Source organism: Kitasatospora cheerisanensis KCTC 2395, from assembly GCF_000696185.1.
GTDB classification, from domain to species: domain Bacteria; phylum Actinomycetota; class Actinomycetes; order Streptomycetales; family Streptomycetaceae; genus Kitasatospora; species Kitasatospora cheerisanensis.
This window is the reverse complement of sequence record NZ_KK853997.1, coordinates 3,920,343-3,944,553: the sequence shown is the minus strand read 5'-3', so window position 1 is coordinate 3,944,553 and position 24,211 is coordinate 3,920,343. Positions and strand designations below refer to the sequence as shown.

The 24,211-nt window shown below is 75.2% G+C and carries 18 protein-coding genes and 4 tRNA genes; 10 read left to right on the top strand and 12 right to left on the bottom strand.

What is annotated here, in order from left to right; all coding sequences use genetic code 11:
- Nucleotides 1-6 precede the first annotated feature (6 nt).
- A complete protein-coding gene (locus KCH_RS17905) occupies nt 7-3,222 on the bottom strand; it encodes a hybrid sensor histidine kinase/response regulator (protein WP_035864200.1) in 3,216 nt (1,071 codons plus the stop codon).
- A 201-nt stretch (nt 3,223-3,423) separates the two neighbouring features.
- Here KCH_RS17905 and KCH_RS17900 point away from each other — a divergent pair.
- From KCH_RS17900 to KCH_RS38665, 6 genes are all read left to right on the top strand, one after another.
- Nucleotides 3,424-3,514 (top strand) — tRNA-Ser (locus KCH_RS17900).
- Between the two features lie 177 nt (nt 3,515-3,691).
- Nucleotides 3,692-3,767, top strand: a tRNA-Arg gene (locus KCH_RS17895).
- A gap of 35 nt (nt 3,768-3,802) precedes the next feature.
- Nucleotides 3,803-3,878, top strand: a tRNA-Arg gene (locus KCH_RS17890).
- A 437-nt stretch (nt 3,879-4,315) separates the two neighbouring features.
- Nucleotides 4,316-7,048, top strand: a complete 2,733-nt coding sequence (locus KCH_RS17885; protein WP_035864198.1) for an Ig-like domain-containing protein — start codon at nt 4,316-4,318, stop codon at nt 7,046-7,048.
- A 210-nt stretch (nt 7,049-7,258) separates the two neighbouring features.
- Nucleotides 7,259-8,593 (top strand): SPFH domain-containing protein, encoded by a 1,335-nt coding sequence (locus KCH_RS17880; protein ID WP_051653179.1) that lies wholly within the window; start codon nt 7,259-7,261, stop codon nt 8,591-8,593.
- Nucleotides 8,594-8,775: 182 nt separating this feature from the next.
- Nucleotides 8,776-9,540: a C40 family peptidase gene (locus tag KCH_RS38665; protein ID WP_157032092.1), complete on the top strand. Its 765-nt coding sequence runs from the start codon at nt 8,776-8,778 to the stop codon at nt 9,538-9,540.
- A gap of 70 nt (nt 9,541-9,610) precedes the next feature.
- Here KCH_RS38665 and KCH_RS17870 read toward each other — a convergent pair whose 3' ends face one another.
- Complete coding sequence (locus tag KCH_RS17870; RefSeq protein WP_035864195.1) at nt 9,611-10,567, bottom strand: aldo/keto reductase; 957 nt, start codon at nt 10,565-10,567, stop codon at nt 9,611-9,613.
- Between the two features lie 151 nt (nt 10,568-10,718).
- Here KCH_RS17870 and KCH_RS17865 point away from each other — a divergent pair, with 151 nt between their 5' ends.
- Together KCH_RS17865 and KCH_RS17860 are read left to right on the top strand one after the other, a co-directional pair.
- Nucleotides 10,719-10,919 (top strand): hypothetical protein, encoded by a 201-nt coding sequence (locus tag KCH_RS17865; protein WP_035864192.1) that lies wholly within the window; start codon nt 10,719-10,721, stop codon nt 10,917-10,919.
- Between the two features lie 103 nt (nt 10,920-11,022).
- Nucleotides 11,023-11,871: a tyrosine-protein phosphatase gene (locus KCH_RS17860; RefSeq protein ID WP_051653178.1), complete on the top strand. Its 849-nt coding sequence runs from the start codon at nt 11,023-11,025 to the stop codon at nt 11,869-11,871.
- Between the two features lie 29 nt (nt 11,872-11,900).
- Here KCH_RS17860 and KCH_RS17855 read toward each other — a convergent pair whose 3' ends face one another.
- The 6 genes from KCH_RS17855 to KCH_RS37395 form a co-directional block, all read right to left on the bottom strand.
- Nucleotides 11,901-12,722, bottom strand: a complete 822-nt coding sequence (locus tag KCH_RS17855; RefSeq protein WP_244305662.1) for an RNA polymerase sigma factor SigF — start codon at nt 12,720-12,722, stop codon at nt 11,901-11,903.
- A gap of 185 nt (nt 12,723-12,907) precedes the next feature.
- Nucleotides 12,908-13,765 carry an RNA polymerase sigma factor SigF gene (locus KCH_RS17850; RefSeq protein WP_063750163.1) on the bottom strand — a complete coding sequence of 286 codons (858 nt, stop codon included), beginning with the start codon at nt 13,763-13,765 and terminating at the stop codon, nt 12,908-12,910.
- Between the two features lie 194 nt (nt 13,766-13,959).
- A complete protein-coding gene (locus KCH_RS17845; protein ID WP_035864188.1) occupies nt 13,960-14,253 on the bottom strand; it encodes a Dabb family protein in 294 nt (97 codons plus the stop codon).
- Between the two features lie 240 nt (nt 14,254-14,493).
- Complete coding sequence (locus KCH_RS41405) at nt 14,494-14,658, bottom strand: hypothetical protein (protein WP_157032091.1); 165 nt, start codon at nt 14,656-14,658, stop codon at nt 14,494-14,496.
- Nucleotides 14,659-15,038: 380 nt separating this feature from the next.
- Complete coding sequence (locus KCH_RS17840; protein WP_035864185.1) at nt 15,039-18,749, bottom strand: HEAT repeat domain-containing protein; 3,711 nt, start codon at nt 18,747-18,749, stop codon at nt 15,039-15,041.
- Nucleotides 18,746-19,171 carry a hypothetical protein gene (locus KCH_RS37395; protein WP_051653177.1) on the bottom strand — a complete coding sequence of 142 codons (426 nt, stop codon included), beginning with the start codon at nt 19,169-19,171 and terminating at the stop codon, nt 18,746-18,748. Before KCH_RS37395 ends, KCH_RS17840 begins: the two co-directional genes overlap by 4 nt.
- A 588-nt stretch (nt 19,172-19,759) precedes the next feature.
- Here KCH_RS37395 and KCH_RS17830 point away from each other — a divergent pair.
- On the top strand, nt 19,760-21,469 hold the full coding sequence (locus KCH_RS17830; RefSeq protein WP_035864184.1) for a DUF7507 domain-containing protein: 1,710 nt from the start codon (nt 19,760-19,762) through the stop codon (nt 21,467-21,469).
- Between the two features lie 69 nt (nt 21,470-21,538).
- Here KCH_RS17830 and KCH_RS17825 read toward each other — a convergent pair.
- The 4 genes from KCH_RS17825 to KCH_RS17810 all read right to left on the bottom strand — a co-directional run bounded on the left by KCH_RS17825 (nt 21,539) and on the right by KCH_RS17810 (nt 23,360).
- A tRNA-Ser gene (locus KCH_RS17825) sits at nt 21,539-21,625 on the bottom strand.
- 55 nt (nt 21,626-21,680) lie between these two features.
- On the bottom strand, nt 21,681-22,220 hold the full coding sequence (gene tadA / locus KCH_RS17820; protein ID WP_051653176.1) for a tRNA adenosine(34) deaminase TadA: 540 nt from the start codon (nt 22,218-22,220) through the stop codon (nt 21,681-21,683).
- Nucleotides 22,221-22,250: 30 nt separating this feature from the next.
- Nucleotides 22,251-22,817, bottom strand: coding sequence for a tRNA adenosine deaminase-associated protein (locus KCH_RS17815; protein ID WP_035872534.1), 567 nt, complete (start codon nt 22,815-22,817; stop codon nt 22,251-22,253).
- Between the two features lie 285 nt (nt 22,818-23,102).
- The gene (locus KCH_RS17810; RefSeq protein ID WP_035864182.1) at nt 23,103-23,360 is read right to left on the bottom strand and encodes a hypothetical protein; all 258 of its coding nucleotides are present in this window, start codon (nt 23,358-23,360) and stop codon (nt 23,103-23,105) included.
- Between the two features lie 148 nt (nt 23,361-23,508).
- Between KCH_RS17810 and upp the strand changes: the two genes are divergently transcribed.
- On the top strand, nt 23,509-24,144 hold the full coding sequence (gene upp / locus KCH_RS17805; protein WP_035864179.1) for a uracil phosphoribosyltransferase: 636 nt from the start codon (nt 23,509-23,511) through the stop codon (nt 24,142-24,144).
- Nucleotides 24,145-24,211 lie beyond the last annotated feature (67 nt).

Genomic DNA, 24,211 nt, shown 5'->3' with positions numbered 1-24,211 from the left:
GGGAGGTCAGAACGAGGCGGCCGTGGCGACCTGCCCCAACGAGCCGACCCGGGCCAGCAGTTCGACGATCCGGCCCTGGACGTCGTCGGTGGTGGAGCGCTCGGCGAGGAACAGCACGTTCGCGCCGGTGCGGAGTCCGGCGCGGGCCTGCGGGTCCAGGTCGGCGGAGGTGTACACCACCAGCGGGGTGCGGTGCAGGCGGTCGTTGGCGCGCAGCCAGTCCAGCAGGCCGTGGTTGCGCTGTTCGATCCGCTGGAGGTCCAGCACCACCAGGTTCGGCTGGATGCTGCTGGCCCGGGCCACCGCCTCGTTCTCGTCGGCGGCGTGCTCGACCTGCATGCCGCGCCGTTCCAGGCTGGCGACCAGGGCGGCGGCCACCTCCGGGTCGGACTCCACCAGCAGCACCCGGGCGGCGTGGTTCTCGCCGTCGCGGGGGGCCAGGGCGCGCAGCAGGACGGCGGGGTCGGCCCCGTAGGCGGCGTCCCGGGTGGCCTGGCCGAGTCCGGCGGCCAGCAGGACGGGGATCCGTCCGGCCAGCGCGGCGGTGCGCAGCGACTGCAGGGCGGTGCGGGTGATCGGTCCGGTCAGCGGGTCGACGAACAGCGCGGCGGGCGTCTGCGGCACCTGCGCGTCGACCTCCTCGCGGGAGGCCACGACGACCGGGCGGAAGCCCCGGTTCTCCAGCGCGCCGCGGGTGGACGGGTCGGGTTCGGGCCACACCAGCAGCGGCCGGGGGCCGTCGAACTCCCTGGCCGGGGCGGGGGCGAGTTCGGCGATCGGCCGGGGCGGTGTGCGGCCCTCGACGGCGCCGGCCCCGGCGGGCAGCGCCGGGGCGCCGCCGTTCTCGCCCGAACCGGCGGGCACGGGCTGCCCGTTGGCGGCCGGGCTCTGGGCGGCGGGCAGTTCGGCCTGCTGCGGCGTTCCGGGCGGCGGGAACGCGCCCGGGAAGGCGGCCTGGAAGCCGCCCATCGGGCGCGGCGGGACGAGTTCGCCAAGTCCACTGCCGACCGGCTGCGGCTGGCCCCCGTCGGGCCCGGCCGGCGGCGCGGGCGGCATCGGGGGGACGGCGGGCGCGGCGGGCCGGGCGACGGCCAGCGCGGTGGACGGTTCGGGCTCGGCGGCGGGGACGGGCGGCAGCACCGTCGTCACCTCTTCCGCGCTCTCCGCGGTGTCGGCGGGCAGGGCCAGCCGGCGGCGCCGCCCGGTGGGCTGCGCGGCGGGGGCGACGGGTTCGGGCGGGGTGGCGGGGAGCGCGTTCTCCAGGCCGGGGTAGACGGGCGTGCCCGCGTCCGGGACGCCCGGCAGGTGCAGGGCCGGCGAGCTGTCCTGCTGCGCGGCGGCCCGGCGGGCGCGCCGGCCGGTGGGGGCGGGCGGCTCGGCGGTCCGGCGTTCGCTGTCGCCGTCGGCGGTCTCGCCGGCGGACGGCCCGGGTCCGAGTGCGATCGGCGTGCCGGGGGCGGGCCGGCCGCCCGCGGTGTCGTCCTCGCGGGCGGGGCGGGCCCGGCGGCGGCCGGAGCCCTGGGTGTCGTCGGCCCGCGCGGTGGCGGGGCCGGCCTCCTTGACGGGCTCGGGCTCTGACGCCGTGTCGGCGTCCGGCCGCGATGCGGCCGCGGCGGGCTGCCCGGGGAGGTCGGGCAGCATCGCGGTGTCGGAGTCCTTGGGGACGTGCTGCTGCTTGTCGGGGGTGCCGCCGTCGCCGCCGTCGGGGTCGATCGGCAGTTCCACCACGTAGGTGGCGCCGGCGCCGCCGGGCAGGTCGTGCCGCTGCAGGACGCCGCCGTGCCGCTGGACGGCGGCGCGGGCGATCGGCAGGTGGACGGCGCTGGAGCTGCGGGCGGGGCCGCGCACCTCGATCCGGGCGACCTGGCCGCGCTGGGCGGCGGCCAGCACCACCATCGGCGGCTGCGCGCCGTCGGGCGCGGGCTCGCCGAACGCCCCGCCGACGGGGGCGGGTTCGCCCTCGGCGTGGGCGGGTTCGGGCACGGGGGTGACGCCGCTGACGTCGGCGACCAAGTGGCCGAGCGCCTGGGCGAGGCGTTCGCGGTCGGCGAGCACCTTCACGGCGGCGGCGTGCACCGAGTAGCGGACCCGGCCGGGGCCGACCAGGTCGCCGGCCCGCTCGACGGCCAGTTGCACGACCTCGTCCAGGCCGATCCGTTCGCGGTCCAGCGCGGCCTTGCCGCGGTCGGCGGCGGCCTCGAAGCGCTGGTGTTCGAGCACGCCCTCGATGAGCCGGCCGAAGCGGCGGCACTCGTCGGCGAGCCGGCGCAGCGTCCAGTTGGCCTCGGGCCAGAGCTGTCCGGCGGGGTCGGCGGCGAGCTGGTCGATCCGGCGGTGCAGCGCGCCGAGCGCGCCGCCGAGTTCGGACTCCAGGACGGCGGTGAGGTGCTCGTTGCGTGCGGTGAGGGCGAGTTCGTGGGTGCGGTCGGTGAACGTCATGACCGCGCCGACGAGTTGTTCGCCGTCCCGGACCGGGGCGGTGGTCAGGTCGACGGTGACGGGGCTGCCGTCCTTGCGCCACAGCACGGTGTTGCGGATCCGGTGCTTGCGGCCGGAGTGCAGGGTGTCCATCAGCGCCGAGCTCTCGGCGGCCAGCGGGCTGCCGTCGGGCTGGGAGTGCTGGATCAGCGGGTGCAGTTCGCGGCCGCCGAGCTCGCTGGCCCGGAAGTCGAGGATGTGCGCGGCGGCCGGGTTGACCAGCACCACGCGGCCCTCCAGGTCGACGCCGAGGACACCTTCGGCGGCGGCCCGCAGGATCATCTCGGTCTGCTTGTGCTGGCGCCGCAGTTCGGACTCCACGCCGAGGCGCGTCGACAGGTCGCGGACCAGGAGCAGCAGCAGGTCCTGGTCGGTGGTGGCGAAGGACAGGAAGCCGTGCGCCTCCCCGCCGCCCTCGTCCTTGAAGTCGTTCCCGGACACCTCGACGGCGAAGGTGGTGCCGTCGGTGCGCCGGGCGGTCATCCGGACCGGTGGTAGTTCCAGGCTTTCGGTCTCGCTCGCCGGGGGCCGCATCGAACCGGGGATTCGGCTGGGGTCGAACTCCGGCAGCAGGTCCAGCACTCCCCGTCCGACCAGCGAGGTGCCGGGCGCCTGCAGGCTCTCCACGGCCGCCTTGTTGGCGTCGACCACGGTGCCGTTGGAGTTCACCAGCAGCAGTGGGTCGGGCAGTGCGTCGAGTATCGCGGCGAGGCGAGCAGCGCCTCGGGTCGGCCTGCTGCTCACGTCGACAGGTCTCCTCACGCCTTCGGGCCGCCGCTTCGACGGGCGGCTCTGGCTCTCCTCGGAGACTGGAGTATCTCATTCTTCTTTGCGCCGTGGACGACCCGGCCAGTATCGTTGTGGTGGTTGGTGCCGGAGCCTTCGGCTGTGGCATCATCGCAGTCGCACGGATTGCGCCGGAGTCCCGGTCGCGGTCCGGGTGTTGGAGGCGTCGCCTAGTCCGGTCTATGGCGCCGCACTGCTAATGCGGTTTGGGCTTTATCGTCCATCGAGGGTTCAAATCCCTCCGCCTCCGCTCTGCCGGGAGCCCCGTCGGTCACTGACCGACGGGGCTTCTGCGTTGTCGGGCACTGTTCGCCCGATGGCCGTCGCGGCGGCCTTGACGGGGCCGCCGGCAATCGATTTCGTCCCAGGTCGCCGGTCATGTAATGTTGTCCCCGCACCGCCCAAGAGGCCAAGGCCGACGGGGCGAGCGCTCATAGCTCAACGGATAGAGCACTTGACTACGGATCAAGAGGTTGCAGGTTCGAATCCTGCTGAGCGCACCAAATCTCCGCTCGCGGTTCCGCAAGGGGCCGTCCGAGCGCTCATAGCTCAACGGATAGAGCACTTGACTACGGATCAAGAGGTTGCAGGTTCGAATCCTGCTGAGCGCACCAGCCGAAGGCCCCGGGTTTCCACCCGGGGCCTTCGTCGTTCCCGGGCGCGGGCCGGTCGGGCCGCGCCGCCGATCGGGAGCAGCCCGCGCACCGGATGCGCCGGGCGTGGGCGCCGGGAGCGGGGCGTGCGCCCGGGCGGCCCCGCCGACCCGGTGGAGGAGCGCATCGGTTCGCGCACGGGGGCAAGCCTGACGATCGGTCAACTATGTGACCTTAGCGTCCGATTGATGCCTGCTTGGGCGGGTTGACAGGGGTCCCGGCGGGTATCCCCCTGCTGCCGACGAGTGGCCGCCGATCGGGTGGTGTCAGCCGAAGTCCCAGGTGTCGCGGTATGACCGAAACCAGATCGTGATTCCCTTTTGTCCGATCGTCACGACCATTCGGGCATGGCGTCGGGCCGCGATTTCGGCGGACGACGACACCGAGAGGAGAGCCGGATGTGCCGACAGTTCCTCCACCGGGCTCCGGCCCCCGCCGCCCGCCCGGCCGACCGTGACCGGCCCGGGCCCCGGATCGGGCGGGGCACCGCCGTCCTGATCGCCACCGGACTGCTCACCGGCGTCGCCGCACCGGCCGCCGCCCAGCAGGCACCCGACGGCTGGACCGCCGAGGGCCGCGCGCAGCTCCCCTCGGGGCTCGCCGTCCGCCTCGACTTCGCGGCCGCCCCCGAGGTGACGGTCGAGGCCGCGCCCGGGAAGCTGGCCGAACGCCCGGGCGGCGGCAGCGTCTACGCCGACGGGATCCGCCCCGGCGATCCCGCCGAAACGTTCCGGGCCGCCGAGCGGCGGCCCCGTGCGGACGGCACGTGGCACACCCTGGGCACCCTGCGGCTGTCCTTCTCCCGCCCCGTGCGCGATCCCCGCCTGCACGTCAGCGGCCTGACCGGGCCGGCCACCGGCACCCGGCTGACCGTCATCGGCGGCGCCCCCGCCGCCCCCGCGCTGGTCGGCCGCACCGGCTGGAGCGGCTGGACGGTCGGCGCCGACTCGCTCGCCCCGACTGCGCGGGACGGCGCCGCCGACGACGCGGGCACCCTCGAACTCTCCGGCACCGTCAGCACCGTCGAACTGCGGGTGGACCGGCGCTCCACCGCCCGGGCCGGCTCCACCACCACGGCGGTGACGCCCCGTCAGGCCTGGACGGTCACCCTGGACGAGGACCTGGGCAGCGCCCCGCCGGACTACGGCACGGCCTCCCATCTGGTCTCCGACCTGTTCCTCGGGCAGGACGCCGCCCGGGTCCGGCCCGCCGTGGCCCAGTCCGTCGAGAAGCCGCTGCTGCCCGGCCCGACGGCGGGCGCGCCGCCGCCCGTCCGTACGGCCGGCCGGCTCGCGCCCGAGGTGCGGGCGGACGACGGGGAGGGCCGCCGCAGCCCGTGGGCCAATCCGCCGGCGGACCGGCTCCGGCCCGGCCGGGCCGAGTACCGGGGGGCCGACCCGTCCCTCGCCTTCCCGGCCGAGGCCGCCCCCGGCCGGGCCTACCGGCTGGACGTCCCGGTCAGTTCCGGGGCAGGGCCGGCCGTGCTGGCCGGCTGGATCGACTTCGACCACAACGGGCGCTTCGACCAGCGGGAGCGGGTGCAGGCCGACGTCCCCGCCGGGGCGGGCAGCGCCACGCTGGAGTGGCAGGTCCCGGCCGGCGCCGCCGGCGGCGACACCTGGGTGCGGCTGCGGCTGGCCCACAACGGCGCCCAGCTCGTCACCCCCGACGGCTTCGCCGACTCCGGGCAGGTCGTCGACCAGCAGATCGCGCTGGCGCTCGGCGCCGGCCGGCCGGAGATCGGGCTGCCCGTCCCCGGCTCCGTCACGGCCGAGGTCCGCCCCGAGTTCCGCGGCGACGGCGCACCCCCGGGGGCGGGCATCGCCGTCGAGGAGGGCGGCAGCACGCTGTGCGCCGCCCGGCCCGGCGGCGACGGCAGTTGGAGCTGCCGCCCCGAGAGCGCGCTCGCCGAGGGCGCGCACACCCTGACGGTGGCGACGACCGGCTACGGCGGCACGGCGCTGCGCGGCGACCCGTTCCGACTGACCGTCAAGACCACGCCGCCGACCGCCCCGGTGCTCACCCTGCCGGCCTTCAGCAACGATCCGGGGCTGCTGGTCACCGGCCTCGGCGAGCCCGGCTCGACCGTCACCGTGGGCGCGGACGAGGGCCCGGACGGCGCCGACCTGTGCTCCATCGGCGTCGCCGCGGACGGGAGTTGGTCCTGCCTGCCGGTGGAGAACCTCGCCGACGGCCGCCACCTGCTCACCCCGCACGCCCTCGACGCGGCCGGCAACCACGCCGACGGCAAGCCCGTCGCGCTCACCGTGGACACCGCCGCGCCCGACCGGCCGCAGCTCGCCTCGCCGTCGGCCGGTGCCCTCCTGCACTCCGCCCGGCCCGAACTCGCCGGGCGCGCTGAACCGGGCAGCACCGTCACGGTCACGGCCCGCCACGGCGAGGGCGAACGCGTCACGGTGTGCAGCGCCGTGGCCGCCGCCGACGGGGCCTGGTCCTGCACCGCCGCCCGCGACCTGGCGGCCGGTGACCTCACGCTGGTCCCCACCGCCACCGACCCGGCGGGCAACGGCACTCCGGGCGAGGCGGTGACGGTCCGGGCACCCGCCGCCCCGGCGCCGGCCCCCGCGTCGGCCCGCGCGTCGGCCGGGCCCGCACCCTCAAGTGCCACGCCGTCCGCCCCGGTTGCGACCCGCCCGGCCACCGCGGCGCAGTCGTCACCGCTCGGCAGCCGGCCCCCGTCCGCGTCCCCGGAGCGCCAGCTCCCCGCCGCGACGGCCACCACCCCGCCCCGGCCGACCCCGCCCGCGACCACGCCGCCACCGGGCACCTCACCTGCGACCACGCCACCGGCGGGCACACCACCGGTGGGGACGCCGCCGGTGGGCACACCACCGGTGGGGACGCCGACGTCGCTGCCGACCGAGTCCGCACCGGCAAGGGCTGATGACGTGCCGTCAGCAGCGGCCGAGGCGCCGGACGAACCGTTCTCCGTCGGCGAGCAGGACGGCCCCGGGCCGGTGCGGGCGCTGGCCGCTCCGCCGCCGGACGCGATGGCGGCCGAGCACCGGGCGGCGGCCACCGGGTGGCGCGGCTTGGCCTGCGGGGCGCTGCTGATCGCGGCGGGCCTGGGGCTGCTGGCGCGCCGGGTGTTCGGTTCTCGCCACCGCTGACTGCCTTCCGCGGCAGGCGCGTTGGGCGATCGAGCGGCCCGTTCGTGCAGGTCGCGGCGGCATTGCCCGGTTCCTGCGAGTTTGCCGAGATAACGACACACCGCTTGGTAAATGTCGCATTTGATGACTAATCAGCCTAGCCTGAGTCTGGCACTGCCCGTCAGATCCGGGCCGCCCGTTGCGCGACACTCTGACCCTTAGGACACGTGCATGGACGTCACCCGCGACTCGTCGCCGCGACCCAACTCCTGGCCCTCGGCCACCGAGCCTCCTGCCGACCCCGTCGGCGCGACCCAACTGACCAAGGCCGTCGCCCGAGCGGCGGGCAACCCGCTGATCAGGACCGCGGCACCGGACGGGGAACACCCCGACCGGGGCGAGCCGACCGCGCAGCTCCCGGCCGTCGAACCGGCGTTGGTGCCGGTCGGCGCGGACGAACCGGCCGCGATCCCGCCCGGCCCGCGGGCCACGCCCGAACCCTTCGCCGGCGGCGGACTGCGCCCGCTCGGCAAGGGCCCGGACCGCTCCGAGACCGGCGCGCACCCGACGGTGGCGGACGGCTCCGCGCACCGGCGGCCGCCGCGCGCCGACCAGTCGCTGCGCGAGCGCCGGGCGTTCGCGCTGCCGGGCTGGGTGCCGCTGCTGGTGCTGCTGCTCGGCGCGGCCGGGGTGGTGCTGGTGCTGGCCCGGGTCGGCGTGATCCCGCACCTGTCCGGCCTGCCGGACCTGCGGGACGCGGCCGCGAAGGCCGACGGGGCGCAGGTCGGCGACCGCACCGTCGTCTCGGTCAGCGCGATCGGGCTGGCGATGCTGGTCGCGCTGGCCGGGCTGCTGTCCAACCCGGGCGGTGAGACCCGGGTGCTGACCCGCTGGGGCCGCTACCGGGGCACGGTGCGCCGCACCGGCCTGCTGTGGGTCAACCCGCTGGTGCGCCGCCGCCGGGTGGACGTCCGGCTGCGGCACTGGCGCAGCGAGCCGGTGCAGGTCACCGACCGGACCGGGACCCCGCTGCTGGTGCGGGTGTTGATCGTGTGGCGGGTCAAGGACACCGCCCGCGTCACGCTGGGCATCGCCGAGCACGAGACGTATCTGCGGGAGCAGGTGCAGGCCGTCCTCACTCGGATCGCCTCGACGCTGCCGTGCGACTCCAACTCCGCCCCCGGGCCGGCGCTGCGCGACGGCCACTGGTTCGCCGACGAGTTGACCCGGTCGCTGGCGGCGGAGACCGCCCCGGCTGGCATCGAGGTGTACTCGGTGCAGCCGCTGGCCCTGGAGTACGCGCCGGAGGTCGCCGAGTCGATGCGCCGCCGCCGGCTGGCCGACCTGGACGCGGGGCTGCGGACCGTCCTGGTGGACGACGCGGTGGAGGCCGCCGCGCTCGCGGTGCGCCGCCTGGAGCGCGCCACCGCCCACGAGTTGGACGACGCCGCGCGCAGCGCCCTGATGGAGCAGCTGCTGGTCGCGTTCGTCGCCCCGGCGGGGGTCACCGCCTCGGTGCCCGCCCCGGCCGCCCGGCCGAACCGCAAGGAAGGGAAACCCGCGTGAAGCCAGCGCTCGCCTCGATATCCACCGACCCCACAGATCTGCCCGACCGGTCGGACGGCCCGCTGCTGGGCTTCGCCGAATCCGACGGTGCGTCAGCCTGCCGGTGCCCGGAGTGCGCCCGGCCGGCGGTCCGCACCGCCGGGTCCGGAGCTGCCGAGCGCGCGGGGCGCATCCATCGCGCGGTGCGTTCGACCTGTCTGGCCACCACCGTGCTGGCCGGCGCGGGTGCGGTCGGTCTGGGCCTGGGCGCGACCACCGCGCACGCCATGCCCGCACCGTCCGGCCCCGGCTGGGACGGTCACGTCTACTGGTTCAAGAACGCGGCCGGCGAGTGGCGCTACACCAAGTGGCAGAGCGTCTACCTGGAGCGCACCGGCGGCTCCAAGGGCCAGTCGCAGCAGCAGGGTTCCGGCTCCGCGCAGCCCTCGGGCGGCGGGATCCGGCAGGGCTGGGACGGCCGCGTCTACTGGTTCAGGAACGCGGCCGGCGAGTGGCGGTACACCAGCCACTACGACGTGTACGTCTCGCGCACCGGCGGGGGCGGCTCCACCGCCCAGCAGTCGAAGCCGGCCGCGCCCGCGGCGAGCGGCGTCGAGGCGGCGGTGTCGTACGCGCTGGCGCAAGTCGGCAAGCCGTACGTGTGGGGCGGCAACGGGCCGAACGGCTTCGACTGCTCGGGGCTGGTCCAGCAGGCGTTCCGCCGGGCCGGGGTCTCCACCCCGCGGGTCGCCGACGACCAGTACCGGGCGGCCACCCCGATCACGTCGAAGCAGCTCCAGCGCGGCGACCTGGTCTTCTGGTCGAGCAACGGCCGGGTCTCCGGCATCCACCACGTCGCGATCTACCTCGGGGACGGGACGTACGTGGAGGCGCCGCGGCCCGGCAAGAACGTCCGGGTCTCCCATCTGAACAGCGGGTACTACCCGGACTTCTTCGGCCGCCCCTGACCGGCCCGGCAACGGCGACGGCGCCCCTCCCGCAGCCGCGGGAGGGGCGCCGTCGCACGGTGACGCGGCGTCAGTCGGAGGCGCCGTCGAGCAGCTTCAGCTCGGCCTCGGTCAGTCGCAGCGTCAGGGCGGCCAGCAGCGGCGGCAGCTGCTCGACGGTGCGGGCGCTGGCCAGCGGCGCGGCGACGGTGGGCCGGGAGGCCAGCCAGGCCAGCGCGGCGGTGGCGACCTCGACGCCGTGCGCGGCGGCGACCTCGTCCAGCGCGGCCAGCACCCGCAGGCCGCGGGGCTCGTCGAGGTACCGCCCGGCGCCCTGGGCGCGGGCGCTGTCGACCTGCGCGCCGGGGCGGTACTTGCCGGTCAGGAAGCCGGAGGCGAGCGCGTAGTACGGCACCGCGGACAGGCCGTGCGCGGCGGCGGTCTCGGCCAGCGGGCCCTCGTAGGTGTCGCGGGAGACCAGGTTGTAGTGCGGCTGCACGGCCACGTACCGGGCCAGGCCCTCGCGGGCGGCGAACTCCAGCGAGGCGGCCAGCCGCTCCGCGCCGATGTTGGACGCGGCGACCTCCCGCACCTTGCCCTCGCGGACCAGCTCGTCCAGCGTCGTGACGATCTCCTCGACCGGGGTGTCCGGGTCGTCCCGGTGGGTGTAGAACAGGTCGATCCGTTCGACGCCGAGCCGGCGCAGCGAGCCGTCGACGGCGCGGCGCACGGTGTCGCGCCGGAGGTTGTCCAGGCCGGGGGCCATGCCGGCCTTGGTGGCGATCACGATCTGCTCGCGGTTGCCGCGGCTTCGCAGCCAGTTGCCGATCACCGTCTCGGACTCGCCGCCGGAGTTGCCCGGCGCCCACGCGGAGTAGACGTCGGCGGTGTCGACGAAGTTGCCGCCGGTTGCGGCGTACGCGTCGAGCACGGCGAAGGACTGCGCCTCGTCGGCCGTCCAGCCGAACACGTTGCCGCCGAGGGACAGCGGGGAGACGGAGAGGTCGGAGGGGCCGAGGGTCACCCGCGGGGCGTCACTGGTCGTCATGCACGGGGACAACCCGTTCGGGTCCTGCTTGATTCCGGTGCGACCGGATGTTCACCCGGGCGTCCGCCGAGGTGAGGGCTCCGTGCAGAGTGGGCCCGCAGTGGGGTCCGGGGTGTCGGCGGGCCGTCGGGGTTGGCTAGAGTCCCGTTCCATGGCTGACAACGACTACGACCCCGCCGGCTCCACCCAGATGTTCCGGGCGTTCGTCGACGAGGCCCCGGCCGCGCAGGCCCCGGGCACCGTCACCACCTACGGCAGCAGCTCCTCGTCGAGCCGCACCCCGCTGATCGTCGTCGGGGCCGTGGTGGCCCTGGCGGTCGTGGTCGGCGTGATCTGGCTGGCCGTCAAGTAGCGGACGCGGCGGGCCCGCCCGGGGCCGACCGGACACCCCGGGCGGCCCCGCGGGTCGGCGTGCCTACACTGGCCGCAACCGCCGCAGCCCGCCAGGAGGCCCCGTGTCCGCGCCGTCCACCGAGACCGCCCGCAGCCTCGGCCTGGCCTCCGCCGTCAACGCCCGCGACCTGGGCGGATACGGCACCGCGGACGGGCGGCGGGTCCGCCCCGGCCTGCTGCTGCGCACCGAGGCGCTGAGCCGGCTCGGCGAACGCGACCGCGAACTGCTCGGCGCGCTCGCCCTGCGGCACGTCGTCGACCTGCGCAGCCTGGACGAGGTCCGCCACCTGGGCGCCGACCTGGTCCCGGGCCTGCCGGCGGCCGTGCTGCCGGTGGACGCCGCCGCGACGCTGAGCGTGCCCTCCCCGGACGGGCTCGGCCCGGCGCTGCACCACCTGCCGGTGTTCTCCGCCGACTTCGACCTCTACGTCGACCTGCGCCGCGCCCTCGGCAGCGGGGAGCCGGACGCGATGCACGCCGTCCTCGGCGACGGGCGGGGCACCGCGATGATGACCTCGATGTACCGCTGGTTCGTCACCGACCCGCTGGCCCGCTCGCGCTTCGCCACCGTCCTGCGGCTGATCGCCGAGGCGGACGGCGCCCCGGTGCTGTTCCACTGCACCGCCGGCAAGGACCGCACCGGCTGGACGGCCGCCCTCCTCCTCACCGCCCTCGGCGTCCCCCGCGAGGCCGTCCTCGCCGACTACCTGCTCACCAACGAGCGCGCCGCCGCCCGGATCGCCAAGGTGGACCCGCTGATGCGCCCGCTGGCCCGCGCCGAAACGGTGTACCTCGACGCGGCCTTCGAGGAACTCGCCCTCGGCTGGCCCACCTTCGAGGACTTCTGGCACGACGGCCTCGGCCTGTCGGACGACCACCTCGCCGCGCTCCGAGCAGCCTGCACCGCCTAGGGTCCGTCCCTGACCCGCCCGCCGGAGCCCTACTCGGCCGTCAGGCCTTCGCGGAGGTGCGCGAGGGTCTTGGTGAGGAGCCGGGAGACGTGCATCTGGGAGATGCCGATCTCGTCGCCGATCTGGGACTGCGTCAGGTTGCCGAAGAACCGCAGCATGATGATGCGGCGCTCGCGCGGCGGGAGCTTGGCCAGCAGCGGCTTCAGCGACTCGCGGTACTCGACGCCTTCGAGGGCGAGGTCCTCGTAGCCCAGGCGGTCGGCGAGCGGGCCGTCGCCGCCGTCGTCCTCCGCGGGGGTGGAGTCGAGGGAGCTCGCGGTGTACGCGTTGCCGACGGCGAGGCCCTCGACCACGTCGTCCTCGGAGACGCCGAGGTAGGCGGCGAGTTCGGGGACGGTGGGGGAGCGGTCGAGCCGCTGGGAGAGCTCGTCGCCGGCCTTGGTGAGGGCGAGGCGCAGCTCCTGGAGGCGGCGCGGGACGCGCACCGACCAGCTGGTGTCGCGGAAGAAGCGCTTGATCTCGCCGACCACGGTGGGCATGGCGAAGGTCGGGAACTCGACGCCGCGTTCGGGATCGAAGCGGTCGATGGCCTTGATCAGGCCGATGGTGCCGACCTGGACGATGTCCTCCATCGGCTCGTTGCGGCTGCGGAAGCGCGCGGACGCGTACCGGACCAGCGGCAGGTTGAGCTCGATCAGGGTGTCGCGGACGTAGCCGTGCTCGGCGCTGCCGGGTTCCAGCGCGGCGAGTCTGTGGAACAGCGAGCGGGACAGCGTGCGGGTGTCGAGGGCCCGGTCGGGGGCCTCGGCGGGCCCGGCCTGGGCCGGGATCGGTACCGCGACGGATTCGATGACCGCACTGCCCTGTTCTGTGAACACGCGCCCACCCCTTTGCGACTGCCTGTCGAACGGGTTCCACCCGTACGGCGGTTCCCGACTGACGTGTCCTTCTGCTCAATACCGGATCACCGGGCCCGGCAAACCCGATCGCGGCGAGTCGTCGCGCGGGGTCCGGAGCGGGGCCCGGCGCGGGCGGTTCACTCCTCCCAGGAGTTGCCGGTGCGCAGCCGGGTGAGGATGCGGGAGAGCAGCCGGGAGACGTGCATCTGGGACATGCCGAGTTCGGTGGAGATCTGCGACTGGGTGAGGTTGGCGAAGAACCGCAGCATGATGATCCGCCGTTCCCGTTCGGGGAGTTGGACCAGCAGGTGGCGGACCATGTCGCGGTGTTCGACGTCGGTGAGGGCGGAGTCCTCGTAGCCGAGGCGGTCCAGCAGGGCGAGTCCGCCCTCGTGTTCCTGGGCGGCTTCCAGGGAGGCGGCGTTGTAGGCGCGGCCGGCGTCCAGGCAGGCGCGCACGTCCTCCTCGGGGATGCGCAGGTTGGCGGCGATCTCGGGGACCTTGGGGGCCCGGCCGTGAGTGACCGTCAGCTCCTCCATGGCGCCGCTGACCTGGACCCACAGCTCCTGGAGCCGGCGCGGCACGTGCATGGTGCGGACGTTGTCGCGGAAGTAGCGCTTGATCTCGCCGAGGATGGTGGGCAGGGCGTAGGTGGGGAACTGGACGCCGCGGGTGGGGTCGAAGCGGTCGATGGCGTTGATCAGGCCGATGGTGCCGACCTGGACGATGTCCTCCATCGGCTCGCTGCGGCTGCGGAAGCGGGTGGCGGCGTAGCGGACCAGAGGGATGTTGATCTCGATCAGGGCGGCCCGGACCCGGGTGCGCTCGGGGGCGCCGGGCGGGAGTTCGGCGAGCCGCTCGAACAGCACCCGGGTGAGGGTGCGGACGTCGACCGCGCCGCGCCCCCCGGAGCGGCGGGCGGCCAGCTCGACCGGGTCCGGCAGGTCGTCGATCCGGTCCTCCGGCGCGCTGTTGCCCTGCGTCCGCACGGACACGTCACCCCTCCCTTGTGAACCACCTCGCCAATTTCCGGCAAAACCGGTCATAGCATCACAAGTCGCTCTGCGGCCGGGCAAGCACCCGACAGAGGCGTGTTGACGGACTGTCCAGCATTCGGCGGAGCGCGCCGCGACCCCCGGTCCGCCGAGCGGGCCGGGGGTCGCGGTGGTCGTGCGTGTGCGACGGGGGGTCAGACCTCCAGGTCGGCGATCACCCAGGTGGCGAAGGCCCGCCACTGTCCGGCGGCCGCCTGATGGGCCGGGTGGCCGAGGTAGGAGGCCAGCGCCTCGCGGTCCTCGACCAGGCTGTTGATCGCGAAGTCGTGGGCGATGTCCCGGTCGGTGATGTTCCAGCCGCACTCCCACTCGCGCAGCTCCGGGATCAGCGCGCCGAGCTCCTCGAACGCCTTGGCGCCCGCCAGGGCCCGCGGGTCGTCCTTGGTGACGCCCTCGTTGAGCTTGAACAGGACCAGGTGCCGGATCACGATGCCGCTCCTCGCGGATCAGGGAGGGCACGCCCCGGCGGGGGAGCGCCCCCGAAGGACGAACCCCGCAAACGGTACTAGGGCCCGTCTTCAAACCCGCGTCGCAGGCCCGCGGCGTCCGGTGCGTGCTCTCGGCGTGCCGGGTGGAAGGCCTCGTACTGGATGTACTTGGTCTTTCGCCCGGTGCGGCGAGAGTGCGTGCCGGGCGTCGTGGGGCAGGCGGGGGTTTGAAGACGGGCCCTAGCGGACCAGTCCGGTCATGAAAGCGCCGACCGCCTTCGCCGCGTCCGAGATGCCGACGAAGCCGGACTGCACCAGCTCGGCGGCGCGCACCGGCGAGGTGATGATCGTGTAGATGACGAAGATGACCACGATCCACATGGCCACCTTCTTCGCCTGAGCCATCGAACGGGCCTGCCTCCCTGAGTCGGGCCGCCGTCCTCTCCCCGAACGGCCCTGCCACCCGCAGCTTATCCACCGGACGGCGCAAGGGGTGAGGGCCTTGTTCACCCGGCAGGACGAAGGTCCTGTCCGGACAGGGCTTTCTCCGGATGTGCCCGCCCCGGGGGCGCGGCAGGATGGTTGATGTACCGAGGATCTGGCAGGAATCCCCGGTACGGCGATCCGGAGGTCCCCGCTGTGGGACCGGGTGCCGCGGCTTTCCCCCCGACGCGGCCCCGGTTGTGGGACCTCCGCCCGGGGCAGCAGCTCGTCCCCCCGGAGCTGCTGCCCCCACCGCGGACCGAGAGGTTCGTCCCGGCTCCGCACTCCCCGAGGCATGGTGGTCAACCGCCCGGGAGTGCGGGGCCGTTCGCCGTCCACGGGGTGTCGGCCGCACGCAGCGCCTCGCCCAGCCGGGCCGCCTCCACCGCCACCGCCGGCGTCCGCTCGGAGCGGGCCCGGCCGGCCAGCAGCTCCACCGTCTCCGGGCCGGGGAAGGCGAACGCCAGCGCCCGCAGCGCCGCGATCCGCGCCTCGTCGTCGCAGTCCGCCACCGCCCGCAGCCGCAGGAAGTCCGCCGCCGCCGGGTCGGCGACCAGGGCCCGCAGCGCCACCCGGCGCGGCAGCGGGTCGGCGTCCGCCACCGCCCGTTCGCGCAGCAGCTCCACCGGCCGGCGGGCCCGGTCGCGGGACAGCGCGTGCAGGGCGATCGCCCGGATCGGCGCCGAGGAGTCGGCGACCGCCCGCTCCCGCAGCAGCGCCCGCACCGCCGGGTCGTCCGGCCGGTGCGCCAGCAGGGCCCGCAGCACCGACAGCCGCACCGCCGCGTCGCGCAAGTGCGCGGCCCGGGCCAGCAGCAGCACCCCGGCCCGCTCCTCGCCGTCGAAGCAGCGCACCACGGCCTCCAGCGCCAGGTCCCGGGTGCGCGGGTCGGGGTCGGCGACCGCCCGCTCCAGGAACAGCGCGCGGGCCTGCGCGCTCGGCGAGCGGCGGTCCGCGAGCGCGGTCAGCACGGCGCCGCGCACCAGCGGGTCGGGCGAGTGCACGGCCTCCTCGCGGACGAACGCGTCCAGCGCCGGGTCGTCCGCGAAGTGCGCGGCCAGTTCGCCGGTCGCCTGGGCCCGGCCGTGGCCGTCCGCCGCGCGGGCCCGTTCGAACAGGAACTCGGCGACCTCCGGGTCGCCCGCCCAGCCCTGACCGAGCAGGGTCAGCGCGAAAGCCCGGACCTCGGGCAGGCCGTCGCCGGCCACGAAGCCGCGCAGCTGGGCGGCCACCCGCCGGTCGCCCGCCCAGCGGTGGGCGAGCACGGCGAGGGTCCGGCGGCGCACCATCGGGTCCGGGTCCTGGGCGACCCGCTGCCGCAGGAAGTCCGCCACCTCCGGGTCGCCGGCCCAGCCGCGGGCCAGGCCGGCGAGCGCCGCCACCCGCACCCGCGGGTCCTTGTCGGCGCCGGCCAGCAGCCGCAGGAACGGGGCGTTGCGCGGGTCCTCGGCCGGCTGCAGGCAGATCGCCTGCAGGGCCATGCCGCGCACTCCCGGGTCGCGGTCGAGGCGCACCCGCTCGCGCAGGAATTCGGCGAGCGGGCCGCCGACCCGCTCGTTGACGGTCAGCGCGAACACCGCCAGCCCGCGCAGCTCGGGCTGCCCGTCGGCGGCCGCGATCTCCCGCAGCAGCAGTTGCGCCGGCTCGTCGCCGGACCAGCCCTTGCCGAGCGCGAGCATCTCGTTCAGCCGGTTCTCGCCGCGGGCGCCCGCCACCCGGGCGCGCAGGAACGCGCCGCTGGCGGCCTCGCCCGCCCAGCCGTCGGCGAGCGCCGCCACCGCGGCCTCCCGGGTCAGCGGGTCGGCGTCCTCCTCGACCCGGCGGCGGACGAACGCGCCCACCCGCCGGTCGCCGGCCCAGCCCTCGGCGAGCGCGCCGAACGCCGCCGCCCGCTGGGCCGGCGACCAGCCGTGCTCGGCCCAGGCGCGCAGCAGCGCGGGGCCGCGCGGGTCGTTCAGCAGGAGCGCGCACGCCAGTCGCGCGGTCACCGCGCCCACCTCGGCGGGCAGCGGCGACTCCCGCTGGGCGTGGTGCCCGTACACCAGGTACCAGCGCAGGAACCGCTCCCGGCCGACCCAGTGCGGGCCGAGACCGGTCAGGACGGCCCGCAGGCCGTCCAGGGCCTCCACGGTGTCGCCGGGCAGGACGGTGGAGCCCTCGGCCGCGTACGCCTCGAACAGCGCCACCAGGGCGTCCACGACGGCCTCGCTCTGCGCGGTCACCAGGCCGAGCTTGCGGACCTCGCCGAGGCAGCGCACCGCCAGCACCAGCCACTCCGGCACCGGGTCGGCGGCGCCGGGCAGGGCGGGTGCCGCGGCCAGCAGCCGGGAGACCGCCTCGCCGACGAAGCGCTCGTCCAGTTCGCCGGCCAGCAGGAGCAGCACCTCGCGCCAGGCCGGGTCGCGCCAGCGGGCCGCGAACACCCCGTCCAGCAGCTGGTCCTCGGTCAGCGAGCGCTCCCGGTTGAAGCGGTAGGCGATGTCGGAGGCCGCCAGGTACTCGAGGAACGCCCGGTGCACGAAGCCGTACACCTCGCCGCCGAACCGGCTCAGGATGAAGTTCCGCTCCCGGAACTGCTGGAGCATCGCCCGGGCCACCGGCGCCGCCCGGTCGGCGGGCAGTTCGTAGCGCTCCCGCAGGTAGCCCTCGAAGGACGCCAGCAGGACCCGCCCCGGTATGTGGTTGCCGGCGATGCCGTCGCCGCCCTCCTGCATCCGCCGGGCGACCAGCCGCAGCAGCTCCAGCCGGTCCTCGGACGCCAGGTAGGGCATGCCGCCGTCCACCCGCCGGTCCTGCAGGTACTTGCTGGGGTCCCAGTGCTCGACCAGCACCGCGACGGCGTGCTCGTACACGGTGCGGCGGTCCCGGGGCAGCTCCCGGCGGCGGCCGATGATCGCCAGGATGGTCAGGATCAGCGGGTTGCCGGCCAGGTCCCGCACCGGCACGGAGGACGCCACGGCGGCCGTCACCCGGCGGTGCAGCCGCTGCGCCTCGACCGGGTCGCCCGGGCAGGCGGTGGCGTACCAGCGGGCCGCGAAGGTGTCGATCTGCCGGTCGTCCAGGTCCTGCAGCATGTAGTGCCCGAAGCCGGCGGCGTCCAGCGGCTCCCGCCGGTAGCCGATCACCCGGGACGTCACCACCACCCGCACCTGCGGGTAGCGGGCCGCGAACGCGGCGATCCGCCGGCTCGCGGTCTCCCGCACCTGCGGGTCGAACAGCTCGTCGAGGCCGTCGAACACCACCAGGGTGGCCGCCGGGTGCTCGGTCAGCTGGCGTTCCAGCAGTGGGGCGGGCAGGCCCAGGCCCTCGGTGCCGTGCAGGTGGGCGAGGAAGTCCTCGAAGGTCCGCTCCCGCCACTCCGGGTCGGCGTAGCGGCGCAGTTCGACGATCAGCGGCAGCCGGCCGGCCAGCGCCGCGACCTCCTCCGGGAGGGGCGCGCCGGGGTGCACCAGCGGTTCGGTCAGCGCCAGGCCGAGGAACCGGGCCAGCGTGGACTTCCCCGACCCGGGGTCGCCGAGCAGCACGGCCCGGTGCCCGTCCGGCCCGGCGAGCAGCGGCAGCACCGGGACGGCGGGGCGGCGGCGGTAGGCCTCCCGGACCCGGCGCACGGTCTCCCGCTCGATGCCCGGCGGGAGCCGGCCCGGGTCGAGCTCGCCGGTCTCGGTGAGCCGTTTCAGCAGCTCGCGGGGCAGTTCCACGGGCGGCGGGTCGGCGCGCACCAGCTGCGGGACGAACACCTCCCGCAGGTGGACCGCCGGGTGCTCGTCCTGTTCGGAGAGCGGGGTCAGCACCTCCAGGTCGAGGCGGTGGTAGCGCTCGCGCAGCCGCACCGCGTGGCGGCGGCGGGCCTCGTCCAGGTCGCCGGGCGGGGGCGGCTCCGCGCCGATGGTGATCCGCACGGTCTGCGCGTGCTGGATCATCGTCAGGTCGCCGCCGACCTCGGCCCGTTCCGCGGACTGGCCGCCGCCGGCGCCGTCCTCCGCGCCGAACAGCCGGCGCCAGAATCCGCTCACGGCTGCTGCTCGCCGAAACGCACCGAGCCGTCCACGCCGTCGACCAGCTCCACGTCCCCGCCGGCCCGCACGCCCCGGGCCGACTGCCCGTCACCTGCCGTGTCGGTCACGGGAGTCGAGGCCTGGTCCGGGACGGGGCCGGGCGCCGCGGAGGTGCGGCCGATCACCACGTCGCCCTTGACCCCGCGCACCATCCGGACCGAGCCGCCGGCCGCCGCGCCGTCCGCGGACTGGCCGCCGCCGCGGCCGCGCACGCCGCCCGTCACGGAGGCCAGCAGGCCCACGAGGCCGACGAACAGGCCCAGCACGCCCGCCCATTGGTTCGCCCGGTCCAGTCCCTCCCCCCACAGGAACAACGCCAGCCCCACCACCGATATCCCGGCCCCGACCCACACCAACCAGCGCCACCGCGTGCTGCCCATGCGGGCATCATCCCCTCAACTTCGGCTCCGGCAACCGGAAATGGGCCGTCAGTGCGGCGCCGTCCGGGAAACCCGCCGGTCGGCTTTCCACTCCGAAGGCTCCCGGCGACTGGACCGGCCGGGTGCTTACCGCCGGTCGTATGCGTGTCCGGTCCTCGATTCCCCGTTCGCCCGGGGTCGACTGCGAGACGTCGAGAGCAGACCGCGGGCGAACGCGACGGGGCAGTGGCCCGGCGGAGCGCCGCAGGAAGGCGGAACCCGAAGTGCTGACCACCCACCGGACCTCCCGGGCCGGCCGCAGGCTACTGGCGGGGGCGGTCTGCGCCCTGGCCGTCCTGGGCCCGGCCGCGCTGCCGCAGGCCGCGGCCGCCCGACCGTGCCCCGGGCCGGCGCCGGCTCCCTGCTGGTGTCCGAGAGCTTCACCGGAGCGACCGCCGACCCGGCGTTCGTCGCGACCGAGGGCGCCTGCCTGACCGGCGCCGCCCGGCCCCGCCGCCGGTCGGCCAGCCGCACCCGCTGACCGGCTGCCCGGCCGACCCGGTCGGCCCCGTCCCGCCGAACAGCGCCGCCCCGCACGGCTACCTGCGGATGACCGACGCGGGCCACGACCGCACCGCCGCGGTGCTGTACGAGCGGCCGCTGCCCGCCAACGAGGGCATCCAGGTGTCGTTCGAGCAGTGGCAGTACGGCGGCGACCCCGCGCTGCCGTCGCCCGCCGACGGCATCGCGTTCTTCCTGGTCGACGGCGCCGCCCCGCTGAGCCGGCCCGGCGCGTACGGCGGCAGCCTCGGGTACGCGCAGAAGCTGCCCGACGACAACCCGGCCAACCCGTTCCTGCCGGGCGTCGAGGACGGCTACCTCGGCGTCGGACTCGACGTGCTCGGCAACTACTTCGGCGACTGGGAGCGCCGCGGCAACGGCTGCGCCACCCGCTCCCCGGCCGGCACCGGCTTCCACGTGCCCGCGCCCGGACCCAACATGGTCACGCTGCGCGGGCCCGGCAACGGCACCGACGGCTACTGCTTCCTCGGCGCGACCACCAGCAACCTCACCACCACCGGACCGTGGCCCTCCACGTTGCCCGGCCAACTGCAGGGCCCGGCCACCGCCGCCGACCTGCCGCCCGGCATCACCCCGGAGCAGGCCGAGGCCGCGCTCGTCCCCAGCCGGCGGACCGTCACGGTCACCGTGACGCCCACCCCGGACCCGCAGGTCGAGGTGGACGTCGACTTCGGGGCCGGCCCGGTCCGGGTGCTCAGCCAGGCCGCGCCGCAACCGGTGCCCGCCACCTACAAGTTCGGCTTCGCCTCCTCCACCGGCGACTTCACCGACGTGCACCTGCTGCGCAACGTGGTCGCCCGGAGCGTCAACCCGCTGCCGGAGCTGAACCTGGTCAAGCAGATCGACCGCACCACGCCGCTGCCCGACCCGGTCACCGCCGGCACCGTGGTGCCCTACCAGTTCGTGGTCACCAACGCGGGCGGCGCCGCGATCCGCGACCTGGTGGTGACCGACCCGCTGGTCGGCGCGATCACCTGTCCGACCACCGACCTCGCCGTCGGCGAGACCACCACCTGCACCGGCACGTACACGGTGACTGCGGCGGACGTGCAGCGCGGCTTCATCACCAACCTGGCCGTCGCCAACGGCGACTCCGACAGCGGCCCGGTCACCTCCCCGGAGGCCGACCACACCCTGCCGCTGAACGACAACTACGGCCTGCTGCTGGAGAAGCACGTCGACGAGCCGCGGGTGTACCTGGCCGGTGAGACCGCGACCTACACGTACACCGTCACCAACACCACGGACCTGACCGTCACCGACCTCGCCGTGCTCGACGACCGGCTGACCGGGGTGCAGTGCGAGTCCACCGCGCTCGCCCCGCGCAACGCCCCCGGGTCGGTCACCACCTGCACCGGCTCGTACACCGTCACCGAGGCGGACGCGGAGGCCGGCACGGTCCGCAACACCGCGCACGCCACCGGCACCGCGCCCGAACGGACCGTCACCTCGCCGCCCGCCCAGGAGGAGATCGCCGTCCGGGCCGAGGAGCCGAGCCCCAGCCCCTCGCCGTGCCCGACCCCGTCGCCGTCCCCCTCGCCGACGCCGTCGCCGTGCCCCTCGCACTCCAAGCACCCCTCGGAGCGCCCGTCCGAGCACCCGTCGGAGCGGCCGACCCACCCGGGCGAGCTGCCCAAGACCGGCGGTGACGGCTCCCCGGTGCTGCCGCTGCTGATCTCGGCCGGACTCGGCGTGGCCGGCCTGTTCACCATCCGCTGGGCACGCCGCCGCAGCTGACCGCCCCCCAGGACCGCGGCAGCACAACGCGAAGGGCCCCGACCTGACGGTCGGGGCCCTTCGGAAGAGCGGTAGCGGTGGGATTCGAACCCACGGTGGAGTTGCCCCCACACACGCTTTCGAGGCGTGCTCCTTTGGCCGCTCGGACACGCTACCGAGGGGAACTCTACCGGATCGGCGGGAGCGGACGAAATCCGTATCCGCGGGCCGTTCAGCGCTGGGTGTCGAAGAAGGCCCGGAGCTGGGCGGTGCACTCCTCGGCGAGGACGCCGGAGATCACCTCGGGGCGGTGGTTGAGGCGGTTGTCGCGCAGCACGTCGAAGAGCGAGCCGGCCGCGCCGGCCTTCGGGTCGAGGGCGCCGTAGACCACCCGGTCCAGCCGGGACAGCACGATCGCGCCCGCGCACATGGTGCACGGCTCCAGGGTCACGACCAGCGTGCAGCCGCTGAGCCGCCACTCTCCGACGGCGCTCGCCGCCTGACGGATCGCCACCACCTCGGCGTGCCCGGTCGGGTCGCCGACCGCCTCGCGCACGTTGTGGCCGCGCCCGAGCACCGTCCCGTCCGGACCGAGGACGAACGCCCCGACCGGGACGTCACCGGTCGCGGTGGCCAGAGCCGCCTCGTCGATGGCGAGGCGCATCCGGTCCCGCCACCGGTCGCGGACCGGGTCGGGGCGCTCGGGGGCGGGCAGCGGGGCGATCCGCGGCCGTTCGCCCAGGGTGCTGATGGGGGAGGGGACGGGCTGCATGGTTCCCAGTGTCGGGCACCGGGACCGCCGCTACCGAACGGCCTCCAGGACCTCGCCGCAGCCGAGCGCCTCGGCGATCTCGCCGAGCGCGTCGCCGGGGGCCGCGCCCTCGCCGGCCAGTTCGAGCAGGGCGCTCGCGCCCATGCCGAACTCGCTCAGCAGCTCGGAGTCCCCGATCGGCCCGATCGGGGTCGCGCCCCGCCCGCCGGCCGGCTCGTCGTCGTCCTCGTCCGCGTCGTCGGCCTCGGCGCTCGCCTCGGCGTCCTCGTCGAGTTCGGCCACCAGGCCGTCGAGGTCGTCGAAGTCGGCCTCCCCGTCCTGTTCGATCAGCTCGTCGGTGAGGACCGAGCCGTACGAACTGCGCGCCGCGGCGGCCGCGTCCGAGACGAAGATCCGCGGGTCGTCCTCACCGTCGATGCGCAGGACGGCGAACCAGGCGTCCTCCTGCTCGATGAAGACCAGCACGGTGTCGTCGTCCTCGGCCGTTTCGCGGGCCAGGTCGGTCAGGTCGGCCAGGGTCTCTACGTCGTCGAGTTCGGTCTCGCTCACATCCCACCCGGCACCGGTGCGAGCAAGCACTGCAGCGAAGTACGCCACCAGGGACACTCCCAAGATTGGTCTCGGCTGTCGGCGATCTCGGGCGGGTGCGGTCCGGCCGCCCCCGCGCCAGAAGGCGGCCCGCTGTTCGGACCGTCCCACCGCATCGTGACAGAAAGCCCGCCGCTGCGGGGGGTGTTCGGCAGCGCGTCTTCGCAGGTCGTGTCGGAATGGCCGGCTTCCGGCCGGTCGGGGCGTGGATCTTGCCCCTCGAACGCCCCCGGGCGGGGGGCGGACGGGGGCTCACGGGGCGCAACTCCGGTGCGGGGCGCGGCCCCGGGCGGCTCAGATCCGGAAGGTTCGCATCCGCAACGCCTCGCGCATGCGCCGTTCCTTGGTGCGTCTCGGCTGCACCCGGGCGCGCAGTTCGCGGGCCTCGGCCAGCTCACGGAGGAACACGGCCCGGCGCTTGCGCCGCTCCGCGTCCGTCTCCTCGGTCGTGGCCGCCGTCTCCTCGGCGGCCGCTGACTCCGGACGGGCCTCGTCTGTCGAGCCGGACCCGCCCGCGCCGGCGGTCGATGCCCGCGTCGGGTTGCTCTTCATAGGTTCCGACTTTCCCAGATGTCACCCTCCGATACCACAGCAGCGGCCGGGAATCCCTGATTCCACAGGACTCCGGCCTGGTCACGGCGGGTCCCCGCGAACCGTGCGAAGTCGTACACATGTGCCGATGGCCGTTATCGTCGTTGTCATGCGTCTCCACGTCGTCGACCACCCGCTGGTCGCCCACAAGCTGTCCACCCTGCGCGACGAGCGCACGGACTCGCCGACCTTCCGGCGGCTCACCGACGAGCTGGTGACCCTGCTCGCGTACGAGGCGACCAGGGACGTCCGCACCGAAACGGTCGAGATCACCACCCCGGTCGCCGTCACCCGGGGCACCCGGCTGTCCTACCCGCGTCCGCTGGTGGTCCCGATCCTGCGGGCCGGCCTCGGCATGCTCGACGGCATGACCCGGCTGCTGCCCACCGCCGAGGTCGGCTTCCTCGGCATGGTCCGCAACGAGGAGACCCTGGAGGCCTCCACCTACGCGACCCGGATGCCGGACGACCTCTCCGGCCGGCAGGTCTACGTCCTCGACCCGATGCTCGCCACCGGCGGCACCCTGGTCGCGGCGATCCGGATGCTGATCGACCGGGGCGCCACCGACGTCACCGCCGTGGTGCTGCTCGCCTCGCCGGAGGGCGTCGCCGTGATGGAGCGCGAGCTCGCCGGCCAGCCCGTCACCGTGGTGACCGCCGCCGTGGACGAGCGCCTCAACGAGCACGGCTACATCGTCCCGGGCCTCGGCGACGCGGGCGACCGCCTGTACGGCACCGCCGGCTGAGCGCCCTCCGCACGGTTCCAAACGTAGAGATCCGGCCGGAAACGGAAGCCCCGTCTCCGGCCGGATC

Bases quoted from the DNA above. Each gene is read 5' to 3' on its own strand.
- KCH_RS17885 (WP_035864198.1), top strand. From the start codon at position 4,316: ATGTGCCGACAGTTCCTCCACCGGGCTCCGGCCCCCGCCGCCCGCCCG.
- KCH_RS17880 (WP_051653179.1), top strand. From the start codon at position 7,259: ATGGACGTCACCCGCGACTCGTCGCCGCGACCCAACTCCTGGCCCTCG.
- KCH_RS17870 (WP_035864195.1), bottom strand. From the start codon at position 10,567: ATGACGACCAGTGACGCCCCGCGGGTGACCCTCGGCCCCTCCGACCTC.
- KCH_RS17865 (WP_035864192.1), top strand. From the start codon at position 10,719: ATGGCTGACAACGACTACGACCCCGCCGGCTCCACCCAGATGTTCCGG.
- KCH_RS41405 (WP_157032091.1), bottom strand. From the start codon at position 14,658: ATGGCTCAGGCGAAGAAGGTGGCCATGTGGATCGTGGTCATCTTCGTC.
- KCH_RS37395 (WP_051653177.1), bottom strand. From the start codon at position 19,171: ATGGGCAGCACGCGGTGGCGCTGGTTGGTGTGGGTCGGGGCCGGGATA.
- KCH_RS17830 (WP_035864184.1), top strand. From the start codon at position 19,760: ATGACCGACGCGGGCCACGACCGCACCGCCGCGGTGCTGTACGAGCGG.
- tadA (WP_051653176.1), bottom strand. From the start codon at position 22,220: ATGCAGCCCGTCCCCTCCCCCATCAGCACCCTGGGCGAACGGCCGCGG.
- KCH_RS17810 (WP_035864182.1), bottom strand. From the start codon at position 23,360: ATGAAGAGCAACCCGACGCGGGCATCGACCGCCGGCGCGGGCGGGTCC.
- upp (WP_035864179.1), top strand. From the start codon at position 23,509: ATGCGTCTCCACGTCGTCGACCACCCGCTGGTCGCCCACAAGCTGTCC.